Origin of the sequence: Pantoea sp. alder81 (assembly GCF_020179835.1) — a bacterium.
In the GTDB taxonomy this organism is placed as follows: domain Bacteria; phylum Pseudomonadota; class Gammaproteobacteria; order Enterobacterales; family Enterobacteriaceae; genus Pantoea.
Map to the genome: position 1 here is coordinate 539,954 of NZ_JAIUDA010000003.1, position 26,591 is coordinate 566,544.

The following is a 26,591-nucleotide window of genomic DNA, read 5'->3' on the forward strand; positions in this document are numbered from 1 at the left end:
AAACCACACCTAACAATGTAGGGTCGCCATTTATGGCGACCATTAAGCGCGCTGGTTAATACCCGGCACTTAAATCATCCACCGAACGCGGATCGGAAGCACCGTAACGCATACCATCCGGCCCAATCATAATGCTCTGGGTGCTGCCCATCGCGGGCATCACTTTCACATGCTGACCTTTGGCTTCCAGCAAACGCAGCGTATCCGGGCTAAAGCCTTTCTCCACGCGCAGCTGATCCGGCAACCACTGATGGTGGAAGCGCGGTGCGTTGGTAGCTTCGGCTACGTTCATCCCAAAATCAATGCTGTTCACCACCATTTGCAGCACGGTGGTGATAATACGGCTGCCGCCAGGGCTGCCGGTTACCAGCCAGGTTTTACCGTCTTTGGCAATGATGGTCGGAGACATGGATGACAACGGGCGCTTCGCCGGCTGCACCGCATTCGCTTCGCCGCCGACTAAGCCATAGACGTTCGGCGTGCCCGGTTTGGCGGAGAAGTCATCCATCTCATTATTCATCAGGATGCCGCTCTGGCCGGCGACGATGCCGCTGCCGAAGTAGGTATTCAGGGTATAGGTCACTGCGACCGCATTACCGTCTTTGTCCACCACCGAGAAGTGGGTGGTCTGGTTACTTTCGTACGGCTCAAGCTTGCCCGGTTTAATTTCGCTCGATGGACGCGCTTTATTGACATCAATCTGCTGCGCCAGGGTTTTGGCGTAGGCTTTGCTGGTCAGTGCCTGCTGCGGCACTTTGACGAAATCAGGATCGCCAAGGTATTCCGAGCGGTCGGCATAAGCGTACTTCTCAGCTTCGGCCATCACCTGCATCGCATCGGCGCTGCCAAAGCCCCACTTCGCCAGATCGAAGTTTTCGAGGATATTCAGGATCTGCACGATGTGAATGCCACCCGATGACGGAGGTGGCATTGAGAACACCTCATAACCGCGATAGGTGCCGCTGACCGGCTTACGCTCCACTGCGCGATAGGCCGCCAAATCCGGTTTGCCAATCAACCCGCCATGCTGTGCCATTTCTCCGGCGATCTCATCAGCAATTTTGCCTTTATAGAACGCATCAGGCCCTTGTTGGGCAATCAGCTGCAGGCTGTGCGCGAGGTTTTTCTGCACCAGACGCTCGCCTTTTTGATACGGCTTGCCGTCGGCTTTGTAGAAAATCGCCCGGCTGTTGTCGTGATTGATCAGCGTCTCTTTGCCGTAGGTCGCCAGATCGTCCGCCAGCGCATCGTTAACAATGATGCCTTCACGCGCCAGCTTAATGGCCGGCGCCAGCAAAGTGCTCAGCGGCAGCGTGCCGTATTTCTGTGCCGCCAACGCAAAACCGGCAACAGTGCCCGGCGTGCCGGAGGCCAGGTGAGAAGTGAGCGACAGCTTAGGATCGGCATTGCCCTGTTTATCGAGGAACATATCGCGCGTGGCGTGAGCGGGTGCCATTTCACGGAAATCGATCGCCGCAGTGCGGCCCGATGCGGTGCGCAGCATCATAAAGCCGCCGCCGCCGAGGTTACCGGCCTGCGGATGGGTCACCGCCAGCGCAAAGCCGACGGCAACAGCGGCATCCACGGCGTTACCGCCCTGCTTCAGAATATCGACGCCGACCTGAGTGGCCATCGCATCCACTGACGCCACCATACCGTGCTGTGCCTTCACCGGATGGAAGGTATCGCTGTCCACCCCGTATGACACCGGTGGCGCACTGGCTGGCGCGGCAAACGCGCCCTGCACCACGGTAAAACTCATCAATAATGCCCAGCCAACCTGGCGCACGCTGCCCTTTAGTCTCATTTGCGATCTTCCTTTGCGGTTATTTACATTTGTTATTTTTTGATGCAAGTGTTTGCAAACACGATAAAAAGCGTAGCAGTAAGCCAAATTCGGCGCACTCCTGGTTCAGGACTTTGTGACATCGCATAAACTTATGACAGCAGCCCTTGTTGCCATACTGATGGCAACAGCACACAGCAGGCTGCATTAATGGAGGAAGACCATGAAAAAATGGCTAATCGTTATCGCTGCGTTGCTGCCATTAAGCAGCATGGCAAATATGCTGAACAGCACAAATGACCCGAACAAGCCTGGCTATAACCCAAGTCAGCAGCGCATGCAGTCGCAAATGCAGACTCAGCAGCAGCAACAACAGTTGAAGCTGAAACAGGATCAGCAACAGCAGAATCAGGAATTGCAGCGGAAAATGCAGGAGCGGCGGGATAGTGCCCAGCAGCGCGTGATTCAATCGCAGCCGGGCCAGCAGAACGGTAATTCTCAGAGCGGGAATTAATGGAAGTCTGGACCGATGATATCGATGCGGTCAGTACAGATGGCATCGACGCCCCAACTCAACAGCTCGCGCGCCCGCGCGGGCTGATTCACCGTGTACACCAGAATATGCAATCCGGCGGCTTTTAGCTGCGCGGTGCGTTCGGCATCCAGCAGTTTGTGGTTAAGATGGATGGAGACGCAGCCCAGCGCAGAAGTGAGTGCTAACCAATCATCGTGCCACGTATCCAGCAACAGCCCTCGCGGCAGCTCTGGCACCGCCTGCATCGCCGCTTCCAGCGCTTCATAAGAGAAGGAAGACAACAGCGGTGCGGTTTGCCCCTGCCACAGTTCACGTGCGGCTAAAGCGACATCGCGTCCGGTTTCCACCTCTTTGCCAGTGGTCGGTTTGATCTCGATGTTCGCCATCATCTGATGCTGGCGACAGCGATCGGCCACGTCACGCAGCAACGCCAGCGGCTCACCTTCATACTCGCGGCTGTACCAGCTACCGGCATCCAGCTGCGATAACTTACTCCAGCTAAGTTCGCCCGCCACGCCCCAGCCGTTGCTGGTGCGGTCCAGCGTATCGTCATGCAGCAGGAACACCTGCTTGTCGTCCGACAGCTTGGCATCAAACTCGATCATGGTGTGGCCGTACTGCGCGCCGACATCAATCGCCGCCAGGGTATTTTCCGGGGCCAGTTTACCGCCGCCACGATGGGCGACGATCTGTGGGTATGGCCAATTTTCTACACTCATTCCAGACGCTTTCCATGGGTTGAATCGAAGAAGTGTAACGCATCTGGCGGCAGTTGCAGCCATAAGGTGCTGCCCGATTGTGGACGCTCACTGTGCGGCAAACGCACTACCAGACGGGTATTGCCGATACGGCCGTGCGCGAGGTTATCCGCACCCAGCATCTCCAGCGTATCAACCACCAGCGGGATACCGCCCGCCGCCTGCGTGCTAAGCACCAGATGTTCAGGACGGATGCCCAACGTGAGGGGACGATTCGCCCACTTCGCTTTGCTTTCACCCAATGGCAGGCTATTAAGCGCATCGAGCGTAAAGCGCGTGCCGTCGCTGTTGATCTGGCCTGGCAGCAGGTTCATGGCAGGCGCACCGATAAACGATGCCACAAACTGGCTCGCCGGACGCTCATACACTTCAACTGGCGTACCCACTTGCTCGACCACACCTTTGTTCATCACCATGACGCGCTGAGCCAGCGTCATGGCTTCTACCTGATCGTGTGTCACGTACAGGCTGGTGGTTTTCAGGCGACGATGCAGCTGTTGCAGCTCCAGACGCATCTGCACACGCAGACGTGCATCGAGGTTCGACAGCGGCTCATCAAACAGGAATACCGCCGGTTCACGAACAATCGCACGGCCCATTGCCACACGCTGACGTTGACCGCCCGACAGCTCACGTGGACGGCGAGCCAGCAGATGATCCAGCTCCAGGCTGCGCGCCGCTTCCATCACGCGTTGCTCAATCTGCTCTTTGCCCATGCCGCGAATTTTCAGGCCGTAAGCCATGTTTTCGCCCACGGTCATATGCGGATAAAGCGCATAGTTCTGGAACACCATGGCGATGCCGCGATCTTTCGGTTCCATATTGGTGACGCGCTTGTCGTCGATGTAGATATCGCCCGAAGTCACACGTTCCAGCCCCGCCACCATGCGCAGCAACGTCGATTTGCCACAGCCGGAAGGGCCGACCATCACCATAAACTCACCATCATTGATGGTAATATTCAGCGGCTGGATGATCTGATTTTTGCCGTCATACGATTTGGTGACGGTCTGAAGGGTTACGCCTGCCATTTATTTATCACTCTCCACCAGGCCACGCACAAAGGCACGTTGCATCACGAGAACCACCACCACCGGTGGGATCAGGGTTAATAACATTGCCGCCATCACTTCGTTCCACTGCGTTGGGCCACCGCTGGTGTTGATCATACTTTTCACCCCGGCAACCGCGGTGCTGAGGCTCGGATCGTTGATGATCAACAGCGGCCACAGATACTGGTTCCAGCCGTAGATAAAGGTGATCACGAACAGCGCGGCAAGGTTGGTTTTGGACAGTGGCAAAACGATATCCCAGAAGAAACGCATCGGGCTGGCGCCATCAATACGCGCCGCTTCAATCAACTCATCCGGCAGTGACATAAAGAACTGGCGGAACAGGAACGTTGCGGTGGCCGAGGCCATCAACGGCAGCGTTAAGCCGCTATAGCTGTCGAGCATGTTCAGGTTTGAAATCACTTCCACCGTGGGGAAGATACGCACTTCCACCGGCAGCATCAGGGTGATGAAGATCAGCCAGAAGAACAGCGAGCGCAGCGGAAAACGGAACCACACCAGCGCGAACGCGGAGAGCATCGACACCGCGATTTTGCCCACCGTAATGCCCAGCGCCATGATCAGGCTGTTGAGCATCATCATGCCAAAGGCCGGACCGCTGCCGTTGACGCCCTGGGTCCAGATGCGCGAAATGTTCTCCCACAGATGCGTGCCGGGCACTAAGGTCATCGGCACCTGATACACCGCTTCGTTATCCAGCGTGGCGGCGACAATCGCCACGTACAGCGGGAACAGAATGGTCAGCACGCCGAGCACCAGCAAGGTATGGCTGAAGATATCCAGCCCGCGTCGATTCTCAATCATTGGTATTGCACCTTACGCTCGACAAAGCGGAATTGCAGGATCGTCAGGCCAATCACCAGCAGCATCAGCACCACCGACTGCGCGGCAGAAGACGAAAGATCCAGACCGGTAAAACCTTCGCGATAAATTTTGTAAATCAGCGTGGTGGTCGCCTGCACCGGACCCCCGCCGGTCGCGGCATCGATCACCGGGAAGGTATCGAAGAACGCATACACCAGGTTAACCACCAGCAGGAAGAAACTCACCGGGGTGATTAACGGCAGTGACAGATTGAAGAAGCGACGCACCGGACCGGCCCCGTCAATCGCCGCGGCTTCCACCAGCGATTTGGGAATCGACTGCAGCGCGGCGAAGAAGAACAGGAAGTTGTAGCTCATCTGCTGCCAGATGGACGCCAGCACGATCAGGAACATCGCCTGACCGCTGTTTTGCGCGTAGTTCCAGTTGTAACCGATCTGGTTCAGCAGATGGCTGAACAGGCCGAGGCCGGGATTGAACAGGAACATCCACAGTACCGCGGCAACCACGGGCGCAACGGCGTAAGGCAGCAGCAGCAAGGTTTGATAAAGTTTTTTCAGCCGTATGACGTAATCGACCAGCGCCGCCAGCAGCAGCGAGAAAGTCATGCCACACACGGTGACCAGTGCGCTGAACTCAATGGTGGTCCAGAACGACGCGAGGTAATACTCATCGCTGAACAGACGTTTAAAGTTCTCCAACCCGACAAAGGTGCTGGAAATACCAAAGGGATCGATGCTTTGCAGTGAGTACCACAGCGCTTCACCGGCAGGCCATAAGAAGAAAATGGCGGTAATCACCAGCTGCGGTGCAACCAGCAAATAAGGCAAAAATCGGGAGCGAAATACGGGGCGTGATGAGGACATAGCAGACTCGCCAAAAGAGAAATCGGGGCTGACGCTATGCGCCAGCCCCGAGACAACGGAATTACTTCACTTGCTGTTCAAAACGACGCAGCAGTTCGTTTCCGCGCTTCACAGCGTTATCCAGTGCAGCTTGTGGGGCCTGTTTGCCGGTCCACACGCCTTCCAGCTCTTCGTCCACGATGGTACGAATCTGTGGCATGTTGCCCAGACGCATGCCTTTGGTGAACGGCAGGGGATCTTTGTTCAGCATCTGACGCGTGGCGATGTCTGCGCCTGGGTTCTTGTCATAGAAACCTTGCTTCTTGGTCAGCTCATACGCAGCAGTGGTGATCGGCAGGTAACCGGTCTTCTGGTGCCATTCTGCGGCGATTTCTGGCTGTGCCAGGAACTTCATGAACTCTGCTACGCCTTTATAGGTGTCGGCATCTTTGCCTTTCATCACCCACAGGCTCGCGCCGCCGATGATGGCGTTCTGCGGTGCGTCAGGCACAGTTGAGTCGTAAGGCATCATGCCAACGCCGAAGTTGAACTTGGCGTAATGCTTGATATCTGCCAGAGAACCAGAAGAGGCCGTGGTGATGCCGCAGTCGCCGTTATAGAACTTAGCGGTAGATTCATCTTTACGACCGAAGTAGGTGAAATCACCCTTCTTGTTCATGTCTTCCAGCATCTGGATGTGGCGCACCTGTACTGGCTTGTTGAACTCCAGTACCGCGTCAGTGCCATCGAAGCCGTTGTTTTTGGTGGCAACCGGCAGTGCATGCCAGGCGCTGAAGTTCTCGATCTGGATCCAGCCCTGCCAGCCGCTGGCGTAACCACAGGTCATGCCCGCTTTACGCAGTGCGTCGGCGTCTTTCGCCAGTTCCTGCCAGGTTTTTGGCGGCTGATCTGGGTTCAGGCCGGCTTTTTTGAAAGCATCTTTGTTGTAGTACAACACAGGCGTTGAGCTGTTGAACGGCTGAGAGATCAGCTGGCCGTTGCTGTCGCTGTAATAGCCCGCGACTGCTGGCACGAACTGTTTTGGATCCATCTGCACGCCCGCGTCTTTGAACACGTCATGCACTGGCACGATAGCTTTCGAGGCCATCATGGTCGCCGTACCCACTTCGTAAACCTGGAGAATAGCCGGCGCTTTACCGGTACGCACAGCAGCGATACCCGCTGCCAGGCTCTGCTCGTAGTTACCTTTGTAAGTCGGTACGATTTTGTATTCTGGGTGAGCCTGGTTAAAACGTTGTGCCAGAGAATCGACTTCTTTGCCTAACTCGCCTTCCATTGAGTGCCAGAAAGGGATGTCAGTTGCTGCCAGCGCGTTACCGCTGAGCGCCAGACCGAGCAACACACTCATCAGGCGGGGACGAAGCGTAAAAGCGGACATAAGTTTTTTCCTGTGCTGTTAGGTACGCGCGATATCACGCATTTTTTTGTTCGCGAAGTAACATGACACGGGGAAATGACGGATTAATAACAGGTTTATGACGGAGATGTGACAGGGATTGCGCGTATTAGAAAGTTTAAAGTGGCACGAGTTATCGCAAACTCGTGCCACTGTTCAGACCGTTGGCGGTAAGTAAGCCAGGTCAGGCGCCGAGGTAAGCACTGCGTACCGCTTCGTTGGACAGTAACGCTTCACCACTGTCTTCCAGCACCACATGACCGTTCTCCAGCACGTAGCCACGATCGGCCAGCTTCAACGCCTGGTTGGCGTTTTGCTCAACGAGGAAGATGGTCATGCCCTCTTTGCGCAGCTGTTCAATCGTATCGAAAATCTGCTGAATAATAATCGGCGCCAGACCCAGTGAAGGCTCATCCAGCAACAGCAAGCGTGGCTGACTCATCAGCGCACGACCAATCGCCAGCATCTGTTGCTCACCACCGGACATGGTGCCCGCACGCTGCACTTTACGCTCTGCCAACCGAGGGAACAGCTGGTAAACGCGCTCAATGCGCTGCTGATACTCCTGACGGGTAGCGAAGAAGCCGCCCATCGCCAGGTTCTCTTCCACCGTCATGCGCGAAAATACGCGGCGGCCTTCCGGCACAATCGCAATCGCTTCACGCATGATTTTTGCCGTTTGCCAGTCTGTGATCTCTTTACCGTCGAACACGATAGTGCCACTGGTGGCGCGAGGTTCACCGCACAGCGTACCCAACAGCGTGGTTTTGCCCGCGCCGTTAGCACCAATCAGGGTGACAATTTCACCCTGACTGATGTGCAGGTTGATGTTATGCAGTGCCTGGATCGGGCCGTAATGGGCATTGATACCCTGTAAAGTTAAAATCGGGTTTGCCATATTACGCCTCACCTAAATAAGCACGGATCACATCCGGATTGTTACGCACCTCTTCCGGTGTCCCGTTGGCCAGCGGCGTTCCCTGATTCACCACATAGATGCGGTCAGAAATACCCATCACCAGCTTCATATCATGTTCAATCAACAGCACGGAGACCTTGTGCTCGCCACGCAGTTCAGCAATCAGCTCATCCAGTTCGTGGGTTTCACGCGGGTTAAGTCCGGCTGCAGGTTCATCCAGCATCAGGATTTCCGGACGCGTCACCATGCAGCGCGCAATTTCCAGACGACGCTGCTGGCCGTAAGCGAGGTTACCCGCCTGGCGATTGGCCAGCTCCAGCAAACCGATACGCTCCAGCCAGGTGGCCGCACGATCGAGCGCTTCACTCTCACCACGACGGAACGCCGGGGTTTTGAACAGGCCGGAGAACACGCCGCTTTTCAGATGCTGATGTTGCGCCACCAGCAGGTTTTCAATCACCGTCATCTCACGGAACAGACGCACGTGCTGGAAAGTACGCACGATGCCCATGCGCGCAATCTTCTGGCCCGGCTGGCCCTGCAACTCCTGGTCGCGCAGCTTAATAGTCCCGCCGGTCGGCTTATAGAAGCCGGTCAGGCAGTTGAACACCGTGGTTTTACCGGCGCCGTTCGGCCCGATCAGTGACACGATTTCCTGGGGATGCAGTTCCAGCGCCACGTTGTTGACGGCCAACAGACCGCCGAAGCGCATCATCAAGCCTTCAACGGCTAACAAAGGCTGACTCATGCCTGCTCTCCTTGTTTACTGCTTTTCAACTTCAGGTGAGGACGCTTCATCGGCAGCAGCCCTTGTGGACGCCAAATCATCATCAGCACCATCAAACCACCCAGCACCAGCATGCTGTACTCGTTCAAATCACGCATCAATTCGCGTGACACCACCAGCAGTACCGCCGCGAGGATCACCGCAAACTGCGAACCCATGCCCCCCAGTACCACAATCGCCAGCACAAAGGCTGATTCGACGAAGGTGAAGGATTCCGGGCTGACAAAGCCCTGACGTGCGGCAAATAGCGTGCCGGCAAAACCGGCGAACACGGCACTGATGGTGAAAGCGGTCAGCTTGATACGCGTTGGGCTGAGGCCCAGCGAGCGACAGGCGATCTCATCTTCACGCAGCGCTTCCCACGCACGACCCAAGGGCATACGCAGCAAACGGTTGATCACGAACAGCGTCAGCACCACCAGCAGCAGCGCCACCAGATAGAGGAAGATCACGCGGTGGTTGGGATCGTATTGCAGGCCCGTCAGCTCGTGGAAGGTGGTCCAGCCGCCTTCACTGACGCGACGCCCAAACTCAATGCCAAACAGGCTCGGTTTAGGAATTTGCGCGATACCGTTCGGACCGCCGGTGATCGAGGTGCTGTTGAGCAGCAGAATACGCACGATCTCACCGAAACCGAGTGTCACAATCGCCAGATAGTCACCGCGCAGACGCAGCACCGGGAAGCCCAGCATCAAGCCAAACGCACCCGCAACAATCCCCGCCAGTGGCAGACTTTCCCAGAAACCAAAGCCGTAATAGTGATTGAGCAGCGCAAAGGTGTATGCGCCGATGGCATAGAAACCACCATAGCCCAGCACCAGCAAACCAGAGAGGCCCACCACCACGTTGAGGCCAAGACCCAGCATCACGTAGATCAGTGTTAACGTCGCGATATCTACGCTGCCGCGTGACACCAGAAACGGCCACAGCACCGCAGCAACGATCAGCAGCGCCATCACCAACTTTTGTTTCGGCGTAGAGCCATCGAAGCCCGGCAGCACGAAGCTTTTACCGCTGCGCTTAAACTTGCCATGGAACAGCGGACGCAGCAGCTGGAAGACAAACACCACCGCACAGCCGATGAAAATCCAGTTCCAGCGTGCGGCACCAGCGTTAGCCACCACCAGTTTGGTGCCATCCAGATCGAGACGGACGCCCATAAAGAAGGTGGCAAGGATCAATAACATCACCGTAGAGATAACGGCGTTGACCAGACCGAGGCGTTTCATACTTTCTCTACCTCCGGACGGCCCAGAATCCCGGTCGGCATCACCAGCAGCACCACAATTAGCAGCGCGAATGACACCACATCTTTATATTCCGTCGACAGATAAGCCGAGGTCAGCGCTTCCGCGATACCCAGCACCAGACCACCAATCATCGCGCCCGGAATACTGCCGATGCCGCCCAATACCGCAGCGGTAAACGCCTTCATCCCGGCCATAAAGCCGATGAACGGGTTAATCGAGCCGTAGAACTGGCCCAGCAGCACGCCAGCCACTGCGGCCATCGCGGCACCGATAATAAAGGTCAGTGAGATCACGCGGTCGGTGTTGATACCCAGCAGGCTGGCCATTTTCAGGTCTTCAGCACAGGCGCGACAGGCGCGGCCCATACGTGAATAACGGATGAACAGCGTCAGGGCCAGCATTGACAGGAAGGTCACTACCCAAATCACCAGTTGCATGGTGGAGAGCGTGGCGGCAAAACCGTTGCTCTCGCCCAGCGTCCACTGGCCGGTGATCAAGCTTGGCAACGCCAGATCGCGCGAACCTTGCGTCAGGCTGACGTAGTTCTGCAGGAAGATCGACATCCCGATCGCCGAGATCAGCGCGATCAAACGCTTAGAGGAGCGCACGGGTTTATACGCCACGCGCTCGATGCTCCAGCCGTAGGCGCTGGAGATGATCACCGCCATCACGAAACCGGCGGCAATCATCAGCCACGTGGTATCGATGCCCATCATCATCAGGGCGGCAATCACAATAAAGGAGACATAGCTGCCGATCATATACACCTCGCCGTGGGCGAAGTTGATCATGCCGATAATGCCGTAAACCATGGTGTAACCGATGGCGATCAGCGCGTAGGTGCTTCCGAGGGTGACCCCGTTGAACATCTGCTGAATGAAATAGAGAAACTGCTCGGACATAGTGAGGACCTGCATGTGGACTAAAAATCCCCTCTCCCTTTTGGCAGAGGGTTAGGGTGAGGGAACAGAAGCGCGCGTCATGAGAGTCGTGCGCGCTGTCCCTCTCCCAGCCCTCTCCGGCAAGAGAGAGGGCCAATCTATTTGAGCTCGGGAATTACTTAACAGCGGTAGAAGAACCGTCTTTGTGCCATTTGAAGACACCAAATTCGAAGCCCTTCAGGTCGCCTTTCTGATCCCAGTTCAGGTTGCCCATCACGGTTGGCACCGCAGCGCCTTCTTTCAGGTTTTTAGCAATCGCATCAGGCTCATCGCTCTTGCTACGCTCGATACCGGCCACCAGTGACTGAATCGCAGCATAAGTGGTCCACACGAACGGGCCGGTTGGATCCTTACGGTTTGAGGCAGTGTTGGTTTTGATCGCGTCAACAATCGCCTTGTTCTCTGGCAGCTGGTCATAACGCTTCGGCAGAGTCACATACAGACCTTCTGAAGCATCACCGGCGATATTAGACAGTGAAGCGTTGCCCACGCCCTCTGGCCCCATGAAGCCCGCTTTCAGACCGGCTGATTTAGCCTGACGCAGAATCTGGCCCAGCTCTGGGTAGTAACCGCCGTAGTAAACGAAATCGACGTTCTCTTTCTTCAGACGCGCAATCAGCGTTGAGAAATCTTTATCGCCCGCGGTGATACCTTCGAACAGCACCACGTTGCCGCCTTTGGCTTTCAGGGTTTTCTGCACCGATTCTGCCAGGCCCTGACCGTACTGCTGTTTGTCATGCACGACAGCGATACGTTTTGGTTTGATCTGGTCGAGGATATAAGTCGCAGCGGTTGGGCCCTGATCGGAATCCAGACCGGTAGTACGCAGCACGTCCGCATAGCCACGTGCCGTCAGTTCCGGTGCGGTTGCCGCTGGGGTGATCATCAGAATGCCTTCATCGTTATAGATGTCAGATGCAGGCTGAGTAGAAGAGGAGCACAGGTGACCGATAACGTATTTGATACCGTCGTTAACCACTTTGTTGGCAACCGCAACCGCTTGTTTCGGGTCACAGGCGTCGTCATATTCCACGCCAACCAGTTTGTCACCGTTAACGCCACCTTTGGCGTTGATGTCCTTGATCGCCTGCGCTGCACCGGTGAATTGCATATCACCGTATTGCGCAACCGGGCCGGTTGCTGCGCCAACGATGGCAATTTTGATGTCTTTCGCCAGTGCCGCGTGGCTCAGCGCCAGCGCGACGCAACCTGCCAATAATGCGCGTCCTTTACTCATTTTCATGCGAACTTCCCCATCTGTTGTGTCGTGTGTCGTTGTGTTTGGTTTATTTTCAGCCAGTCAAAGAGGAAAACTGATTTTAGAATAATGAGTTAGCGCACTTTTCTGGCATTTTTTGTTAAGAAGGCTTTATTTTTCAGGTTATTAAACAGGAACTTTCTTCTGTAAATCAACTGACATATTCAGTATTAGTCGCGTGGAACAGCAGAATCATCTGGTTTATCTGGCCGCAATTTAGTCAGGTTACCAGGGCTTTATGCTGGCTTTTTCGACGATCATTGATGCCTTCTTCCACAATCCTGGCAAAGTGGCTGGCATTTGACCTATTTTCATTGCAAAAAAGTGACAGCACGCTGACTGTCTAAATTCGCTACACTATGGCCTTTCTGGCAGTACAGGTAAGGGTAATGAAGCTCACTATTCAGCGAATCACCGCACTCACGCCGCAGGATCAGTTGGATTTAGCTAAAGTCTGGCCGCAGATCGATATTTCGCAACTGGAAACCGCATTAAGCGAGACGCAGCGCTTTTATGCGGCAAGGTTTAACGATCGTCTGTTGGGTGGGTTACAGCTGGAGATTTGTGGCACGCAGGGGAAGATTTCGCACCTTAGCGTGCGCGAAGTGACGCAGCGGCGCGGCGTCGGGCAATATTTACTGGAAGAGACCATGGCGCAGAACAGCGCACTGTCGGATTGGTGGATAGCCGATGACGGCGAAGCCGATCAGAGTGTCCGCGCGGCGTTTATGCAGGCCTGTGGTTTTCGCGCGCAGGCAGATGGCTGGGTAAAATAAAAAGGGCGACTATGAAAGTCGCCCCGTTTTTACCTGATGCGAATCAGGCTTCGATCGCCATACGCAGTTTCTTCATGGCGTTCTTTTCCAGCTGACGCACACGCTCTGCAGAGACGCCATATTTGTCGGCCAACTCCTGCAACGTGGTTTTGTTCTCATCATCCAGCCAACGGGCGCGGATAATGTGCTGGCTGCGCTCATCAAGGCTCAGCATGGCATCGCTCAGCTTGTCGGCAGCGTGTGCATCCCAGTTGTCCTCTTCAATGCCATCGGCAAAGTCGGAGGTTTTATCCTGCAGATACAGCACCGGTGCCATCGGCTTGCCTTCGCCTGCTTCGTCATCCGAAGACATGTCGAAAGTCATATCTTGCGCGGCCATACGAGATTCCATCTCGAGTACGTCTTTGCTGCTCACGCCTAACTCGCGCGCAACCATCTCCACTTCGTCCTGATTGAACCAACCGAGACGCTGTTTGCTTTTACGCAGATTAAAGAACAGCTTACGCTGTGCTTTAGTGGTCGCGACCTTCACGATACGCCAGTTACGCAGCACGTATTCGTGAATTTCTGCTTTGATCCAGTGCACGGCAAATGACACCAGACGTACGCCGACTTCAGGGTTGAAGCGACGCACCGCCTTCATCAGGCCAATGTTACCTTCCTGAATCAGGTCCGCCTGTGGCAGGCCGTAACCGGAGTAGTTACGAGCAATATGAACAACAAAGCGCAGGTGAGACAGGATCAGCGTCTTAGCTGCATCCAGATCGCCCTGGTAATGCAGTTTCTCCGCTAATGCCTTCTCCTGTTCTGCCGTCAGTACCGGCCAGTTGTTAGCAGCCCGGACGTAAGATTCCAGGTTACCCAGAGGCGCAATCGCTAAAGTTTGCATTTCTTTGGTCATTCAAACCCTCACAAATTCAATGGACTTGCTGCACGGTGTTTTGCGCAGACGTTACATTATGTCAACGTCGCGAAAAAACCAAAAGCAATCTGTGCTACTTTGACGACAAAGTTATCCACAAGTTCAATTATAGCAGTGAATATTTTACACACAGATGACGGCGGGGGAAATAGGAAAAATCCTCTGCTCCCAGATCGTCGGCAGCAGAGGAAGATTATATCAAAAAACGTTGCTGTTGGTTACTGCGGCGTAAATCGGCGTAAATGTTGTACAGTCGCTAACCACGCGGCAATCCAGCCAATAATGGCGGCAATCAACAGTAGCAGCAGCCCTTCATCCCAGGAAAAACCTTCCAGAACAAAGGTGGTGCCAAACACCGTCGCCACCTGCGCTACAACTGATTGCAGACGCAGCACCAGCACTTCGGACAGCAGCAGTGAAAGCACTGCACCACTGAAACCTAACAGTGCGCCGCCATAGAGGAATGGGCGCAGGATAAAGCCATCGGTGGCACCAATCAGCTTTTGCACGTTAATGGTATCGCGGCGGGCAAAGATGCTCAGGCGCACGCTGTTACCGATCACCAGGAACACCGCCACCACCATCAGCAGGCCAATCATCGAAGCGATTTGCCCCACTAGCCCGGTTAATGCCGCCAAACGGGCAAACCAGCTGTCATCCATGCGCACTTCATCCACGCCCTGCACTTTCGCCACGCTATCACGCAGATTAGCCATGGTGTCTGAATTCTGGAAATTCAGCTTCGGCGTGATGATAGCGACGGCTGGCAGCGGGTTTTGTTCCAGCATATCCATCGAGCCACCGAAACCAGACCAGTTACGGAACTCATTCAGCGCTTCTTCACGCGTCAGATAGTTGACGTTATCTACGCCATCTAACTTTTTCAGTTCAGCCGCCACATTCTCGGCAGCCGTATCATCTAACGCTTTATCCAGATACACCGTCAGCTGCGGCGCGGGATACCACTGCGTGGCAGCCTGGCTGACGTTCTTCCACACCATGTAGCAGACGCTGGGCAGCGTCAGTGAGATGGCAATCACCATCACGGTCAGCAGCGTCGCCAGCGGCTGACGCCACATATCCGACAGCGTGCCGCGCAGTGCATATCGCCACTGCTCCTGCCAGCCGCCTTTCAGCGCCTTGCTTTTGGAGGGCTGCTTCGTCGCCTTTGGCGCCGCCGGGCGCTTATTGCGTTTATTGACCATCATGGCCTCCGTGCAGGCGTCCCTGATTCAGCGTCATCAAGCGATAATTGCGGCGTGCAATCAAACCGGTGTCGTGCGTGGCCATCAAGACGGTCACACCCACGCGGTTGAACTCTTCAAACAGACGCAGGATATCTTCCGACAGCGCGTCATCCAGGTTACCGGTGGGTTCGTCCGCCAGCAGCACCGCAGGTTTATTCACCACCGCACGGGCAATGCCGACACGTTGCTGTTCACCGCCAGAGAGCTGGATCGGGTAACTCTTCGCTTTGTCGAGCAGGCCGACTTTATCCAGCGCTGCCGATACGCGACGACGAATATCTTCACCGCTGGCGCCGGAAATAATCAGCGGGATCGCCACGTTGTCATAGACCGAGCGATCCATCAGCAAGTGGTGATCCTGGAAAATCATCCCGATCTGACGTCGCAGGAAAGGCACTTCACTGCGACGCAGACGCGAAATATCGTGGCCGCTAAACCAGATTTGCCCGGCGCTCGGGCGCTCAATGCCACAAATCAGCTTCAGCAAGGTACTTTTCCCGGCGCCAGAGTGGCCGGTCAGGAATGCCATTTCGCCGGGGCGCAGATGGAAATCGACTCCCTGCAGCGCCTGACGTCCCCCCAGGTAAGCTTTACTGACCTCTTGAAAGCGAATCATCCCAATTAATCCTCTCGGGCAAACAGTGCCTCAATAAAATCGGCGGCCTTAAATGGCCGTAAATCTTCGATGCCTTCCCCGACACCGATATAGCGAATCGGAATACCAAACTGATCGGCAACCGAGAAGATCACGCCACCTTTGGCGGTACCGTCTAACTTGGTCAGGGTGATGCCGGTCAAGCCCACTGCTTCATGGAACAGTTTGGCCTGGCTCACAGCATTCTGCCCGGTGCTGGCATCAAGGGTCAGCATCACCTCGTGCGGCGCATCGCCATCCAGCTTTTTCATCACACGAGTGATTTTCTTCAGCTCTTCCATCAGGTGCGCTTTGTTCTGCAAGCGACCCGCAGTATCCGCAATCAGCACATCCACATTGCGAGATTTAGCGGCCTGAATAGCGTCAAAAATGACGGAGGCGGAATCAGCACCGGTGTGCTGCGCGACCACCGGAATGTTGTTACGTTCGCCCCAGACCTGCAGCTGTTCAACTGCTGCTGCGCGGAAAGTATCACCTGCCGCCAGCATCACTGATTTGCCCTGCGCCTGATACTGACGCGCCAGCTTACCGATAGTGGTGGTTTTACCGACACCGTTGACGCCTACCATCAGGATAACAAACGGCGCTTTGCCGCCTACATCCAGCGGCCGATCAACTTTTTCCAGAATGCCGGCCATTTCGGTTTTCAGCAGCCCGTACAATGCTTCTGCGTCACGCAACTGCTTGCGATTGGCCTGTTGAGTCAGATTGGTGATGATGCGGCGGGTGGTTTCCACTCCGACATCGGCAATCAGCAGCTGCTCTTCCAGCTCTTCAAACAGGTCATCATCAATTTTTTTGCCACGGAACAGGCTGACAAAGCCAGAACCGAGGTTTTCACGCGTTTTAACCAGGCTGCGCTTGAGGCGAGCAAAGAAGCCCTCTTTCGTCGGGCGCTCCTGCTCTTGCGTCACCAGTGGCGCAGCGGCCAGCGGTAAGTCGCTGACGGTATCCTGCGCTTCGGTTTCAGCGTCTTCCGCGCAGGTCTCTGCCAACGCCAGCGCTTCCAGTTCCTCGTCGCTTAACGCGTCGTCTTCCGGTTCAACGGCTGCTTCGTCGATCTCCGGCTCATGCGGCACAATCACTGGCTCGACGACCGCTTCGTCGATCTCCGGCTCGTGCTGCACAATCCCTGGCTCGACGACCGCTTCTTCGATCTCTGGCTCATGCTGCGCAGCAGGCGCGTCAATAATCAGTTCTTCTGCCTGCGGCTCTTCTTCGACAGGTGCCACTTCCGGATGGATTTCCTCTTCCGGCAGCACTTCCTCTTCAATCGCGGTGATCGGCTCGGCCACCACCGCTTCTGGCTGTGCCAGTTGTTCTTCAGCTACGTGCTCAGTAACGGCAACCGTCTCTTCTGCCTGCGCTTCGGCGCTTGCTAACGCGCTCTCTTCAGCGATCGGCTGTTGCGGCGCTTCGGCCGGTTGCTGCTCTTCCGCAGGCTGCTGCTTCTCTTCTTCTTTGCCAAAGCCTAGCCAGGAAAAAAAGCCACGTTTTTTCTCTTTTGCCATTGTGTAACCACACTCCTCGATGGCTTATTCCCGGTAGCACGCTGTTCCCAGGGGATAAAAAATTCAATTTTTTGTTCGCGAGCGGCGTAAAAATCAGGCAATTACGCGCACCATATCAACTCAGTAGTCTAACACTTTCCAGCCAGCGCACCACAGCACCCTTTTTTACGTTTCTTCTGCCTGCTACGCCCGTTAAACTACGCAACAAATTATGACGAGTTGTGAGCGAAATGAGTAAATCCCCCCGCAGCAGCGGCGCTGCTGGCCAAATTCGTATCATTGGCGGACAGTGGCGTGGCCGCAAATTACCGGTGCCAGATAGCGCGGGTCTGCGCCCTACCACCGATCGTGTGCGTGAGACCCTGTTCAACTGGTTAGCGCCGGACATTCAGGAAGCGCGCTGCCTCGATTGCTTCGCCGGCAGCGGTGCACTCGGGTTAGAGGCACTGTCACGCTATGCGGCATCTGCTACGCTGCTTGAGATGGAACGTTCCGTCGCCCAGCAGCTGTCGCAGAATCTGCAAACGCTGCGTGCGACACAGGGCAAAGTCGTGCAGACCAATACCTTGCAGTGGCTGAGCCAACCGGGTGAGCCGTTTGATGTGGTGTTTGTTGACCCGCCATTCCGTAAAGGGTTGCTTTTAGAAACCCTGACGCTGCTGGAAAATAACGGCTGGCTGGCGGAGAACGCACTGATTTACGTCGAAAGCGAAGTGGAGCACGGTTCGCCGGTCGCGCCCGCTAACTGGGATTTATACCGCGAGAAAATTGCCGGACAGGTGGCTTATCGCCTCTACCAACGCCAACAGGAGACGCACGATGTGGCTTAATCTGGGACGACTATTGATGATTTGCGTCTGGGCATTTCTGCTGCTGAATCTGGTGCACCCTTTCCCGACACCGCTGCGCTACTTCGTGCATGTGGCACTGTTCTTCATGGTGATCATGCATGGCTTGCAGCTGGTGCTACTGCGCGCCACGCAGCCGAAGGATGCGCCAAAACTCAGTGGTGTCACTCAAGCGAAAATTTTCTTTTTTGGTGTGTTCGAACTGCTGGCGTGGCAAAAGAAGCATTATCCGAAGATGTAACGTTCAGGGCCGCTACAGCGGCCCTTGTTATTGCGCGGGGGTAAAACTAACAAAGCGACTGCCCTGCATTTTCAACTCCCCTTTCGCGCCCTTATCAATGTGATGATAGTCATTGGCGCTCACCACCACTTTGATGTCACTCGCCCCATTGAGCGGGTGGAACCAGGCTTCATACTTCATATCTTCCGCCACAATCTCTTCACGCTGCCGCGAACGACGATTAGGCGAGGGGAACTCACGTTTGGTTTTCACTTCAACGCTCAGTGAGCGAACCGGTGAAGCATCATTTACCGCGGTTTCACGGCGTTGCTTGATAAACTGACGGGTCGCCAAAACGGCAATAATCGCCAGAACGATAAAAAAGATTAGCGGTGGTTTGCTCATGATTTCTCTCGCGCTTTGCGTTAGTGTCGGAACAGTAAAAAGACGACAAAGCATACAACCAGAGTTGACCGATTGTCACATTCGTCGCCGGTAACTTACACTGAGATCGCTATTTTGGGAAAATTCATGACTCTGGACGCTGCGTTCAGAAAAGGGAGAAAACATGCTTTGGTCTTTCCTTGCCGTACTTTTTTCCGGTTGGCTTTACGTTGATGCTTCATACCGTGGCCCGCAGTGGCAACGCTGGCTGTTCAAACCTGTTACCTTGCTGTTGCTGGTCGCCTGGGCCTGGCAAGCGCCCACACTCAACACTACCGATTACCTGATTCTGGCGGGTCTGGTTGCTACCCTGGTGGGCGATGCGCTGACGTTACTGCCTCGCCAGCAAATGCTGTATGCGCTGGGTGCATTCTTCCTGTCGCACCTGCTCTACACCATCAGCTTCGCCGCGCACATGACCATGAGTTTCTTCTGGCCGATTCCAGTGACACTGCTGGTGATTGGGGCCGTCGTCATCGGCGTGATTTGGTCGAAACTGGAAGATTTGCGCTGGCCAATCTGTACCTTGATTGGCATGACGCTGGTGATGAACTGGATGGCAGCAGAGAATTACTTCTTCCGTCCGACGGATTACAGCTTCTCGCTGCTGGTTGGTGCAGGATTGCTACTGTTAGGCAATATTGTTTGGTTTATCACCCACTATCGCCGCCGTTTCAGTGCCGATAGCGCCATTGTTGCCGCTTGCTACTTCGCCGGTCACTTTATGATTGTGCGTTCACTGTGGCTGTATTGAAGAAAAGATGACCTTACTGCTTGACTCTGGAGTTGACTCCAGAGTGTAGCATTCGGGATGCGGGCAGTGGCCCGCATTGATCCCGGAGGTCATATGCACGCTCATTCTCATTCATGCCGTTGTGGGAAATCCCACAGCAAACTCCAGCCGCTGTGCAGCATTCGCTCTGCAACGCCTACCGCGCTAAAAATCTCGGCTGCCCTGCCCGCCACACCCGAAAGTGGCTGCGGCTGCTGCGATAACGACAGCGGCAGTCCCGGCGGCGAAAGCGACGCCGAAAGCGACAGGCTCTCGTCCACCTCCCATCAATTCCGCTGGAAGATTGCCGGTATGGATTGCCCCAGCTGCGCGCGAAAAATTGAAACTGCCGTACAACAACTGGCGCATGTGCGCACCGCTCGCGTGATTTTTGCCAGTGAAAAACTGGAGGTGGATGCCGACCAGGATATCCGCCCGGCCATCGAACAGGCCGTGAAAAATGTCGGTTTTACCCTGACCTCAACCGATCCGCAAACTCAGCCCGCGCCTCAACGCCGCTGGCAGGAAAATGCCGGTTTGCTATTACTGGCATTGCTGATGCTCGCCAGTTGGCTATTGAGTCAGGTGTCTCCTGTATGGGGCGATCGCCTGTTTGTGGCGACCACGCTGATAGGCTTAGCGCCCATTGCACTTAGCGCCTGGAAACTGCTGCGAAGCGGTTCCCCGTTCAGTATCGAAACGCTGATGACCCTCGCCGCCGCCGGTGCGTTAGTGATTGGTGCGCACGCCGAAGCTGCCATGGTGCTGCTGCTGTTCCAGCTGGGCGAACGTCTTGAATCTTACGCCGCTTCGCGTGCCCGTCGCGGTGTGACCGCATTAATGGCACTCCGTCCCGACACCGCTACGCGGTTGACCGGCACCCAACGTGAGCAGGTGGCGCTGGCTGACTTACGTCCCGGCGATACGATTGAAGTCGCTGCTGGCGGTCGTTTACCTGCGGATGGTGAGCTGCTTAAACTGGGCGCCAGCTTTGATGAAAGCGCGCTGACCGGTGAATCAGTGCCGGTTGCTCGTCAGCCGGGCGAAGCGGTGATGGCAGGCGCGACCAGCGTGGATCGATTGGTCACGCTGAAAGTCATTTCCCAACCCGGCAATAGCGCGATTGATCGCATCCTGCAGCTCATTGAAGAAGCTGAAAGCCACCGTGCACCGGTTGAGCGCTTTATCGATCGCTTCAGCCGCATCTATACACCCGCCATTATGTTGCTGGCGCTGCTGGTGATGGTGCTACCGCCACTGCTGGCAGGTGCCGCCTGGTTGCCGTGGATTTATAAAGGCCTGACGCTGCTATTGATTGGTTGCCCTTGTGCGCTGGTGATTTCAACACCCGCCGCGATCACCTCTGGCTTAGCGGCGGCAGCGCGTCAGGGCGCCCTGATAAAAGGGGGCGCCGCGCTGGAGCGTCTCAGCCGCATCCAGACCATGGCATTCGATAAAACCGGCACCCTCACCCTCGGCAAACCGCAGGTGACCGAGGTCGAATCTTTTAGCGCGTTGGAAGAAAGCGCGCTGCTGAGCATTGCAGCCGCAGTTGAACAAGGTTCCAGCCATCCTTTGGCAATCGCCATCGTGCGCGAGGCCGAACAGCGCCAGCTCACGCTACCCCACGCCCAGCTGCAGCAAACCCTGGCCGGCAGCGGCATCCGCGCGCAGATTGATGGCGCGGCCTATCAGCTGCTGGCGCCGCGTGATGTCACCACACTCACGGTCGACCAGCAGCAGGCGATAGCGCAACGCGAAGCAGAGGGTAAAACCGTGGTGGTGCTGTTGCAGGATGAGACGGTGCTCGGCAGCCTGGCGTTACAGGATCAACTGCGAGAGGAAGCCGTCACCGCGCTGGCACAGTTGCAAGCGATGGGCATTAATAGCCTGATGTTGACCGGTGATAACCCGCGTGCAGCGGCGGCGATGGCGGCTGCACTCAACATTGATTATCGCGCCGGGCTTTTACCTGCCGATAAAGTGGAGGCGGTGCGCAAACTGGGAGAGCAGCAGTCACTGGCGATGGTAGGTGATGGCATTAACGATGCACCGGCGATGAAAGCCGCCACGATGGGCATTGCCATGGGCAGCGGCACCGATGTCGCGCTGGAGGCCGCCGACGCCGCACTGACACAAAACCGTCTGGCGATCCTGCCGCGCACCATCGCACTGGCACGCCGCACGCGCGCCATTATCCGTCAGAACATCGCGATAGCGCTGGGGCTGAAAGGCATTTTCCTCGTCACCACGCTGCTTGGCTTTACCGGTTTGTGGCTGGCGGTGCTGGCGGATTCAGGCGCGACGGCGCTGGTTACGGCCAACGCCTTGCGATTACTGCGTCAGCGTTAAGCCGCACCTTTCTGAATCAGATACTGGTACGGCAGCGTTTCCGTCTGCTGTGCCAGTAGCTGATGTTCCATAAAACGGCAGAAACCAGGAATATCACGCGTGGTAGCCGGATCGTCGGCAATGATCAGTAAGGTTTCGCCCGCCTGCATGGTGCGCACGGTCTTACGCACCATCATTACCGGTTCCGGGCAGCGCAGGCCAAGTGCATCAAGCGTGTGGTCCGGCGCAGAAAAGGGATCGCTCATGATTCTCTGTCTTCATTCAAGGTGGGCGCTCATTCTAGCGCGCTAAATACACAGCGCAAGGCGATAACGATTGCGTTAAAATTAACCATTGCATTAATTGCGCAACGCGCTAAGATCGCCGCCGTTTTTTTACCAAATTGCTTAATCCTCGAAATAATTCACGTTGTCGCAAGGCGGCAAGCTTGGTCATCTCCAGGAGCTTACTTAAGTAAGTGACTGGGGTGAACGAGCGTAGCCAACGCACATATAATTTGAAGTATGAAGAGGATTGTTGGGTTCCCTCACCCCATTACTCAAAAAGGTCAGACATGATTGATTTTTCTGCACGTCAGCGCATGCATGCGCTGTTTTGGCTATCGCTATTCCATTTGCTGGTGATCACCTCCAGTAACTATCTGGTACAGCTGCCGGTTTCCATCTTCGGCTTCCATACCACCTGGGGTGCGTTTAGTTTTCCGTTTATCTTCCTCGCTACCGATCTCACCGTGCGCATCTTTGGCGCGCCGTTAGCCCGTCGTATTATTCTGGCGGTGATGATCCCGGCGCTGTTTATCTCTTACGTCGTGTCCTGTGTGTTTTACCAGGGCGAATGGCAGGGATGGGCATCGCTGGAGCAGGTGAACCTGTTTGTCGCGCGTATCGCCAGCGCCAGCTTTATGGCTTATGCGCTCGGTCAGATTCTGGATATCCACGTTTTTAACCGTTTGCGTCGTTTACCGCAGTGGTGGATTGCTCCTGCATCCGCCATGTTCCTCGGTAATATCAGCGATACGATGGCCTTCTTTTTCATCGCCTTCTACAAGAGTCCGGACCCGTTTATGGCCGCGCATTGGGTAGAGATTGCGTTGGTGGATTACAGCTTCAAAGTGCTGATCTGCATGATTTTCTTCCTGCCTGCTTACGGTGTACTGCTGAACAGCCTGCTGAAACGTCTGGCAGAGCGCTCGACACAGCGTCAGATCAATTTCGGCTAATTGCACATAGACGAAACGCCGCAGCGCGCTAAGATTTCCTGACAAACCGGCGGTTGCTTTTGACCGCCGATTCCGTTTTTATACCGGGTAGAAAGCACCTGACTGGGATCATCAAAGGGAAAAGAATGCGTAACTTAGTGAAATATGCGGGTATTGGTTTGTTGGTGTTAGGTCTTGCGGCCTGTGATCAGAAGAAAGAGGATGCGGCTGCAGGCAGTAACGGTGCCAGCGCCAGCCAGTCAGCTCAAACGGTCAACCTGATGGACGGTAAGCTGAGCTTCAGTCTGCCTGCGGGCATGTCAGATAAGAGCGGCAAGCTTGGTTCTGAATCTACCAATATGCATGTGTATGCCGACGAAACCGGCCAGCGCGCGATTATCGTGATTGCGGGCGATCCGACCAACGAAGCGCTGGATGCACTGGCACAGCGTCTGGAGCAGCAACAGCGCGGTCGCGATCCGCAGTTGCAGGTCGTTTCCAATAAAGCCGTGACGCTGAAAGATCAGCCTGCTCAGCAGCTGGATACCGTAATTTCGGCCAACAACCAGACGTCGTGGTCTTCCGTGATTCTGGCAAAAGTGGATGGCAAACTGCTGACCCTGCAGATCACTCTGCCAGCCGACAATCAGCAGCAGGCGCAGAGCGATGCTGATGCTATCGTGAAAAGCATCACCCTCAAGTAATGCTTTCCAGGTGCGCATGAATGCGCACCCTACGAAAATCTCATCTATTCAGTGTAGGGTCGTCATTTATGACGACCCCATTCACACCTTACAATCTCACCGGCGAAATATGCCATATCTCGTCCGCGTACTCCTGAATCGTTCTGTCCGATGAGAAATAGCCCATATTGGCGATGTTCAATGCCGCACGGCGCTGCCACTCATCCGGCTGACGATAAAGCTTATCCACCTTATCCTGCGCATCCACATAGCTGCGATAATCGGCCAGCAATTGATAGTGATCGCCGAAATTCACTAACGCATCAAACAGATTACGATAGCGACCCGGTTCACCCGGACTGAATGCACCGCTGGCAATTTGCGTCAGTGCCTGATGCAACTCGGCATCTTCCTCATAATATTTACGCGGGTTATAACCATCCTTGCGCAGTTGCTCGACCTGCGGCGTGGTGTTGCCGAAGATAAAGATATTCTCCGCGCCAACGTGCTCGCGCATCTCAACGTTCGCGCCATCCAGCGTACCAATCGTCAACGCGCCATTCAGCGCAAACTTCATGTTACTGGTGCCCGATGCCTCGGTGCCCGCCGTAGAAATCTGTTCAGAGAGATCCGCCGCCGGAATAATGATCTGCGCCAGGCTCACGCTGTAGTTGGGGATAAACACCACTTTCAGCTTGTTCTTCACCTGCGGATCGTTGTTGATCACGTTGGAAACGTCGTTGATCAGGTGAATGATGTGCTTCGCCACGTAATAGGCCGACGCCGCTTTACCGGCGAAGATATTGACGCGCGGCACCCAATCCGCAGTGGGATCGGCTTTGATGCGGTTGTAGCGCGTGATCACGTGCAGCACGTTTAGCAGCTGACGCTTGTATTCGTGGATGCGTTTGATCTGCACATCGAACAGCGCATGCGGATCCAGCACGATGTCCATGTTCTTCGCCACCCAATCCGCTAAACGCTTCTTGTTGGCAAACTTAGCGTCGGCAACCTGCTCAATGAAGGCAGGATAATCAACGTGCGGCGTCAGTTCGCTCAGCTGACTGAGGTCGGTACGCCAGGTGCGGCCAATGGTCTCATCCAATACCTCGGACAGCGCCGGGTTGGCCAGTGCCAGCCAGCGACGCGGGGTCACGCCATTGGTTTTATTACAGAAGCGACCAGGGAACAGGCGCGCAAAATCCGCAAACAGCGACTGCACCATCAGATTTGAGTGCAGCTCCGATACACCATTCACCTTGTGGCTGACCACCACCGCCAGCCACGCCATGCGGATCTTACGGCCGTTGTTCTCATCGATAATCGAGATGCGCGACATTAAATCCCAGTCATCCGGATAGTACTCCTGGATAGTTTTCAGGAAGTAATCGTTGATTTCGAACACGATGCTGAGATGGCGCGGCAGGATCTTGCCGAACATATCCACCGGCCAGGTTTCCAACGCCTCACTCATCAGCGTGTGGTTGGTGTAAGAGAACACCTGACAGGTGACTTCAAAGGCGTCATCCCAGGTGTATTTGTGCTCGTCAATCAACAAGCGCATTAATTCGGGGATGGCTAAAACCGGATGAGTGTCATTGAGATGGATGGCGATTTTATCCGCCAGATTGTCCCAGGTTTCATGCATCTGCCAATGGCGATTGAGAATATCCTGCACCGTGGCCGACACGAGGAAATACTCCTGGCGCAGACGCAGTTCTCGACCTGAGTTTGTCGAGTCATCGGGATAAAGCACGCGCGACACGTTTTCCGAGTGGTTTTTGTCTTCCACCGCAGCAAAGTAATCGCCCTGGTTAAACTTGCCGAGGTTGATCTCATTGCTGGCCTGCGCGCTCCATAACCGCAGCGTATTGGTCGCATCGGTGTCAAAACCCGGGATGATTTGATCGTAAGCCGCCGCGATAATCTCTTCGGTTTCCAGCCAGCGCACGCGCGCGCCCTCGTGTTGCAGGCGACCGCCAAAACGCACTTTGTAGCGCGTGTTAAAACGCTGGAATTCCCACGGATTGCCATACTCCAGCCAGTAATCCGGCGATTCGCGCTGCTGGCCATCAACGATATTCTGTTTGAACATGCCGTAGTCGTAGCGAATACCGTAACCGCGTCCCGGCAAGCCGAGCGTGGCGAGAGAATCCAGGAAGCAGGCCGCTAAACGTCCCAGGCCGCCATTACCCAGCCCTGGATCGTTCTCCTCATCCATCAGTTCACTGAGGTCGAGACCCATTTCATCCAGTGCCTGATTGAGATCGTCATAAATGCCCATCGCCAGCAACGCATTGCCCAGCGTGCGTCCCATCAGGAACTCCATCGACAGATAATAAACCTGACGCACATCCTGCGACAGTTGCGCACGGCTGGAACGCAGCCAGCGCTCGACCATGCGGTCACGCACCGCCAACAGCGCGGCGTTGAGCCACTCATGTTGATTCGCAATCGACGGGTCTTTACCAATAGTAAACATCAGTTTATAGGCGATGGAGTGCTTCAGTGCGTCAACCGTTAGCGTGGGTGAGGCATAGGTGAAAGGTGCATTCATATCCAGTATCCCAAT

26 protein-coding genes are annotated in these 26,591 nt (G+C 55.4%); 8 read left to right on the plus strand and 18 right to left on the minus strand.

Annotated features, from left to right (window positions below):
• Positions 1–55: 55 nt before the first annotated feature.
• A complete protein-coding gene (ggt, locus tag LBW88_RS12025; protein WP_224932116.1) occupies positions 56–1,807 on the minus strand; it encodes a gamma-glutamyltransferase in 1,752 nt (583 codons plus the stop codon).
• 202 nt (positions 1,808–2,009) lie between these two features.
• On the opposite strand from ggt, the gene LBW88_RS12030 reads away from it, so the two are divergent.
• The gene (locus LBW88_RS12030) at positions 2,010–2,300 is read left to right on the plus strand and encodes a DUF2756 domain-containing protein (RefSeq protein ID WP_224932114.1); all 291 of its coding nucleotides are present in this window, start codon (positions 2,010–2,012) and stop codon (positions 2,298–2,300) included.
• Here the strand turns inward: LBW88_RS12030 and ugpQ are convergent.
• The 10 genes from ugpQ to LBW88_RS12080 form a co-directional block, all read right to left on the minus strand.
• Complete coding sequence (gene ugpQ, locus LBW88_RS12035) at positions 2,297–3,040, minus strand: glycerophosphodiester phosphodiesterase (protein WP_224932112.1); 744 nt, start codon at positions 3,038–3,040, stop codon at positions 2,297–2,299. The two genes, LBW88_RS12030 and ugpQ, sit on opposite strands and share 4 nt — an antisense overlap.
• Complete coding sequence (locus tag LBW88_RS12040; RefSeq protein WP_224932110.1) at positions 3,037–4,110, minus strand: sn-glycerol-3-phosphate import ATP-binding protein UgpC; 1,074 nt, start codon at positions 4,108–4,110, stop codon at positions 3,037–3,039. Before LBW88_RS12040 ends, ugpQ begins: the two co-directional genes overlap by 4 nt.
• Positions 4,111–4,956: a sn-glycerol-3-phosphate ABC transporter permease UgpE gene (gene ugpE, locus LBW88_RS12045; protein ID WP_224932108.1), complete on the minus strand. Its 846-nt coding sequence runs from the start codon at positions 4,954–4,956 to the stop codon at positions 4,111–4,113. It abuts the gene before it with no gap.
• Positions 4,953–5,840, minus strand: a complete 888-nt coding sequence (ugpA, locus tag LBW88_RS12050) for a sn-glycerol-3-phosphate ABC transporter permease UgpA (RefSeq protein ID WP_224932107.1) — start codon at positions 5,838–5,840, stop codon at positions 4,953–4,955. Before ugpA ends, ugpE begins: the two co-directional genes overlap by 4 nt.
• A 61-nt stretch (positions 5,841–5,901) precedes the next feature.
• The gene (ugpB, locus tag LBW88_RS12055; protein ID WP_224932106.1) at positions 5,902–7,218 is read right to left on the minus strand and encodes a sn-glycerol-3-phosphate ABC transporter substrate-binding protein UgpB; all 1,317 of its coding nucleotides are present in this window, start codon (positions 7,216–7,218) and stop codon (positions 5,902–5,904) included.
• Positions 7,219–7,420: 202 nt separating this feature from the next.
• Positions 7,421–8,134 carry a high-affinity branched-chain amino acid ABC transporter ATP-binding protein LivF gene (gene livF / locus LBW88_RS12060; RefSeq protein ID WP_224932105.1) on the minus strand — a complete coding sequence of 238 codons (714 nt, stop codon included), beginning with the start codon at positions 8,132–8,134 and terminating at the stop codon, positions 7,421–7,423.
• Position 8,135: 1 nt separating this feature from the next.
• Positions 8,136–8,903, minus strand: coding sequence for a high-affinity branched-chain amino acid ABC transporter ATP-binding protein LivG (livG, locus tag LBW88_RS12065; protein ID WP_038643684.1), 768 nt, complete (start codon positions 8,901–8,903; stop codon positions 8,136–8,138).
• Positions 8,900–10,171, minus strand: coding sequence for a high-affinity branched-chain amino acid ABC transporter permease LivM (locus tag LBW88_RS12070; RefSeq protein ID WP_224932104.1), 1,272 nt, complete (start codon positions 10,169–10,171; stop codon positions 8,900–8,902). The genes livG and LBW88_RS12070 overlap by 4 nt, the downstream gene beginning before the upstream one ends.
• Entirely contained in the window at positions 10,168–11,094 is a 927-nt protein-coding gene (gene livH, locus LBW88_RS12075; RefSeq protein ID WP_034827036.1) for a high-affinity branched-chain amino acid ABC transporter permease LivH, read from the minus strand. The genes LBW88_RS12070 and livH overlap by 4 nt, the downstream gene beginning before the upstream one ends.
• A 154-nt stretch (positions 11,095–11,248) precedes the next feature.
• Positions 11,249–12,376 carry a branched-chain amino acid ABC transporter substrate-binding protein gene (locus LBW88_RS12080; RefSeq protein ID WP_224932103.1) on the minus strand — a complete coding sequence of 376 codons (1,128 nt, stop codon included), beginning with the start codon at positions 12,374–12,376 and terminating at the stop codon, positions 11,249–11,251.
• A 404-nt stretch (positions 12,377–12,780) separates the two neighbouring features.
• Between LBW88_RS12080 and panM the strand changes: the two genes are divergently transcribed.
• Positions 12,781–13,167 (plus strand): aspartate 1-decarboxylase autocleavage activator PanM, encoded by a 387-nt coding sequence (panM, locus tag LBW88_RS12085; protein ID WP_224932102.1) that lies wholly within the window; start codon positions 12,781–12,783, stop codon positions 13,165–13,167.
• A 43-nt stretch (positions 13,168–13,210) separates the two neighbouring features.
• On the opposite strand, the gene rpoH is transcribed toward panM, so the two are convergent.
• From rpoH to ftsY, 4 genes are all read right to left on the minus strand, one after another.
• Positions 13,211–14,068 (minus strand): RNA polymerase sigma factor RpoH, encoded by an 858-nt coding sequence (gene rpoH, locus LBW88_RS12090; protein ID WP_224932101.1) that lies wholly within the window; start codon positions 14,066–14,068, stop codon positions 13,211–13,213.
• 239 nt (positions 14,069–14,307) lie between these two features.
• Entirely contained in the window at positions 14,308–15,294 is a 987-nt protein-coding gene (gene ftsX, locus LBW88_RS12095) for a permease-like cell division protein FtsX (protein ID WP_224932099.1), read from the minus strand.
• The gene (gene ftsE / locus LBW88_RS12100) at positions 15,284–15,952 is read right to left on the minus strand and encodes a cell division ATP-binding protein FtsE (protein WP_224932097.1); all 669 of its coding nucleotides are present in this window, start codon (positions 15,950–15,952) and stop codon (positions 15,284–15,286) included. Before ftsE ends, ftsX begins: the two co-directional genes overlap by 11 nt.
• Positions 15,953–15,957: 5 nt before the next feature.
• Positions 15,958–17,502 carry a signal recognition particle-docking protein FtsY gene (ftsY, locus tag LBW88_RS12105; protein WP_224932095.1) on the minus strand — a complete coding sequence of 515 codons (1,545 nt, stop codon included), beginning with the start codon at positions 17,500–17,502 and terminating at the stop codon, positions 15,958–15,960.
• A gap of 230 nt (positions 17,503–17,732) precedes the next feature.
• On the opposite strand from ftsY, the gene rsmD reads away from it, so the two are divergent.
• Both rsmD and LBW88_RS12115 read left to right on the plus strand, forming a co-directional pair.
• The gene (gene rsmD / locus LBW88_RS12110) at positions 17,733–18,332 is read left to right on the plus strand and encodes a 16S rRNA (guanine(966)-N(2))-methyltransferase (protein WP_224932093.1); all 600 of its coding nucleotides are present in this window, start codon (positions 17,733–17,735) and stop codon (positions 18,330–18,332) included.
• A complete protein-coding gene (locus LBW88_RS12115; RefSeq protein ID WP_176970034.1) occupies positions 18,322–18,591 on the plus strand; it encodes a DUF1145 family protein in 270 nt (89 codons plus the stop codon). Before rsmD ends, LBW88_RS12115 begins: the two co-directional genes overlap by 11 nt.
• Before the next feature lie 27 nt (positions 18,592–18,618).
• On the opposite strand, the gene LBW88_RS12120 is transcribed toward LBW88_RS12115, so the two are convergent.
• Positions 18,619–18,975 carry a DUF2500 domain-containing protein gene (locus tag LBW88_RS12120; RefSeq protein WP_200573538.1) on the minus strand — a complete coding sequence of 119 codons (357 nt, stop codon included), beginning with the start codon at positions 18,973–18,975 and terminating at the stop codon, positions 18,619–18,621.
• A 163-nt stretch (positions 18,976–19,138) separates the two neighbouring features.
• Here LBW88_RS12120 and LBW88_RS12125 point away from each other — a divergent pair, with 163 nt between their 5' ends.
• Positions 19,139–19,768 (plus strand): lysoplasmalogenase, encoded by a 630-nt coding sequence (locus tag LBW88_RS12125; RefSeq protein ID WP_100704241.1) that lies wholly within the window; start codon positions 19,139–19,141, stop codon positions 19,766–19,768.
• A gap of 93 nt (positions 19,769–19,861) precedes the next feature.
• Complete coding sequence (locus LBW88_RS12130; RefSeq protein WP_224932091.1) at positions 19,862–22,138, plus strand: zinc/cadmium/mercury/lead-transporting ATPase; 2,277 nt, start codon at positions 19,862–19,864, stop codon at positions 22,136–22,138.
• Here LBW88_RS12130 and tusA read toward each other — a convergent pair.
• Positions 22,135–22,383, minus strand: coding sequence for a sulfurtransferase TusA (gene tusA, locus LBW88_RS12135; protein WP_200573534.1), 249 nt, complete (start codon positions 22,381–22,383; stop codon positions 22,135–22,137). The genes LBW88_RS12130 and tusA overlap by 4 nt on opposite strands.
• 308 nt (positions 22,384–22,691) lie before the next feature.
• Between tusA and LBW88_RS12140 the strand changes: the two genes are divergently transcribed.
• On the plus strand, positions 22,692–23,357 hold the full coding sequence (locus tag LBW88_RS12140; RefSeq protein WP_200573525.1) for a 7-cyano-7-deazaguanine/7-aminomethyl-7-deazaguanine transporter: 666 nt from the start codon (positions 22,692–22,694) through the stop codon (positions 23,355–23,357).
• 125 nt (positions 23,358–23,482) lie between these two features.
• The gene (locus LBW88_RS12145; protein WP_224932089.1) at positions 23,483–24,040 is read left to right on the plus strand and encodes a DcrB family lipoprotein; all 558 of its coding nucleotides are present in this window, start codon (positions 23,483–23,485) and stop codon (positions 24,038–24,040) included.
• Positions 24,041–24,128: 88 nt separating this feature from the next.
• Here the strand turns inward: LBW88_RS12145 and glgP are convergent, their stop codons facing one another.
• Positions 24,129–26,576 (minus strand): glycogen phosphorylase, encoded by a 2,448-nt coding sequence (gene glgP / locus LBW88_RS12150; protein WP_224932087.1) that lies wholly within the window; start codon positions 26,574–26,576, stop codon positions 24,129–24,131.
• Between the last annotated feature and the right edge of the window lie 15 nt (positions 26,577–26,591).

Excerpts from the sequence above, each read along its gene's own strand:
- ggt (WP_224932116.1), bottom strand. The coding sequence starts at position 1,807 with ATGAGACTAAAGGGCAGCGTGCGCCAGGTTGGCTGGGCATTATTGATG.
- LBW88_RS12030 (WP_224932114.1), top strand. The coding sequence starts at position 2,010 with ATGAAAAAATGGCTAATCGTTATCGCTGCGTTGCTGCCATTAAGCAGC.
- ugpQ (WP_224932112.1), bottom strand. The coding sequence starts at position 3,040 with ATGAGTGTAGAAAATTGGCCATACCCACAGATCGTCGCCCATCGTGGC.
- LBW88_RS12040 (WP_224932110.1), bottom strand. The coding sequence starts at position 4,110 with ATGGCAGGCGTAACCCTTCAGACCGTCACCAAATCGTATGACGGCAAA.
- ugpE (WP_224932108.1), bottom strand. The coding sequence starts at position 4,956 with ATGATTGAGAATCGACGCGGGCTGGATATCTTCAGCCATACCTTGCTG.
- ugpA (WP_224932107.1), bottom strand. The coding sequence starts at position 5,840 with ATGTCCTCATCACGCCCCGTATTTCGCTCCCGATTTTTGCCTTATTTG.
- ugpB (WP_224932106.1), bottom strand. The coding sequence starts at position 7,218 with ATGTCCGCTTTTACGCTTCGTCCCCGCCTGATGAGTGTGTTGCTCGGT.
- livF (WP_224932105.1), bottom strand. The coding sequence starts at position 8,134 with ATGGCAAACCCGATTTTAACTTTACAGGGTATCAATGCCCATTACGGC.
- livG (WP_038643684.1), bottom strand. The coding sequence starts at position 8,903 with ATGAGTCAGCCTTTGTTAGCCGTTGAAGGCTTGATGATGCGCTTCGGC.
- LBW88_RS12070 (WP_224932104.1), bottom strand. The coding sequence starts at position 10,171 with ATGAAACGCCTCGGTCTGGTCAACGCCGTTATCTCTACGGTGATGTTA.
- livH (WP_034827036.1), bottom strand. The coding sequence starts at position 11,094 with ATGTCCGAGCAGTTTCTCTATTTCATTCAGCAGATGTTCAACGGGGTC.
- LBW88_RS12080 (WP_224932103.1), bottom strand. The coding sequence starts at position 12,376 with ATGAAAATGAGTAAAGGACGCGCATTATTGGCAGGTTGCGTCGCGCTG.
- panM (WP_224932102.1), top strand. The coding sequence starts at position 12,781 with ATGAAGCTCACTATTCAGCGAATCACCGCACTCACGCCGCAGGATCAG.
- rpoH (WP_224932101.1), bottom strand. The coding sequence starts at position 14,068 with ATGACCAAAGAAATGCAAACTTTAGCGATTGCGCCTCTGGGTAACCTG.
- ftsX (WP_224932099.1), bottom strand. The coding sequence starts at position 15,294 with ATGGTCAATAAACGCAATAAGCGCCCGGCGGCGCCAAAGGCGACGAAG.
- ftsE (WP_224932097.1), bottom strand. The coding sequence starts at position 15,952 with ATGATTCGCTTTCAAGAGGTCAGTAAAGCTTACCTGGGGGGACGTCAG.
- ftsY (WP_224932095.1), bottom strand. The coding sequence starts at position 17,502 with ATGGCAAAAGAGAAAAAACGTGGCTTTTTTTCCTGGCTAGGCTTTGGC.
- rsmD (WP_224932093.1), top strand. The coding sequence starts at position 17,733 with ATGAGTAAATCCCCCCGCAGCAGCGGCGCTGCTGGCCAAATTCGTATC.
- LBW88_RS12115 (WP_176970034.1), top strand. The coding sequence starts at position 18,322 with ATGTGGCTTAATCTGGGACGACTATTGATGATTTGCGTCTGGGCATTT.
- LBW88_RS12120 (WP_200573538.1), bottom strand. The coding sequence starts at position 18,975 with ATGAGCAAACCACCGCTAATCTTTTTTATCGTTCTGGCGATTATTGCC.
- LBW88_RS12125 (WP_100704241.1), top strand. The coding sequence starts at position 19,139 with ATGCTTTGGTCTTTCCTTGCCGTACTTTTTTCCGGTTGGCTTTACGTT.
- LBW88_RS12130 (WP_224932091.1), top strand. The coding sequence starts at position 19,862 with ATGCACGCTCATTCTCATTCATGCCGTTGTGGGAAATCCCACAGCAAA.
- tusA (WP_200573534.1), bottom strand. The coding sequence starts at position 22,383 with ATGAGCGATCCCTTTTCTGCGCCGGACCACACGCTTGATGCACTTGGC.
- LBW88_RS12140 (WP_200573525.1), top strand. The coding sequence starts at position 22,692 with ATGATTGATTTTTCTGCACGTCAGCGCATGCATGCGCTGTTTTGGCTA.
- LBW88_RS12145 (WP_224932089.1), top strand. The coding sequence starts at position 23,483 with ATGCGTAACTTAGTGAAATATGCGGGTATTGGTTTGTTGGTGTTAGGT.
- glgP (WP_224932087.1), bottom strand. The coding sequence starts at position 26,576 with ATGAATGCACCTTTCACCTATGCCTCACCCACGCTAACGGTTGACGCA.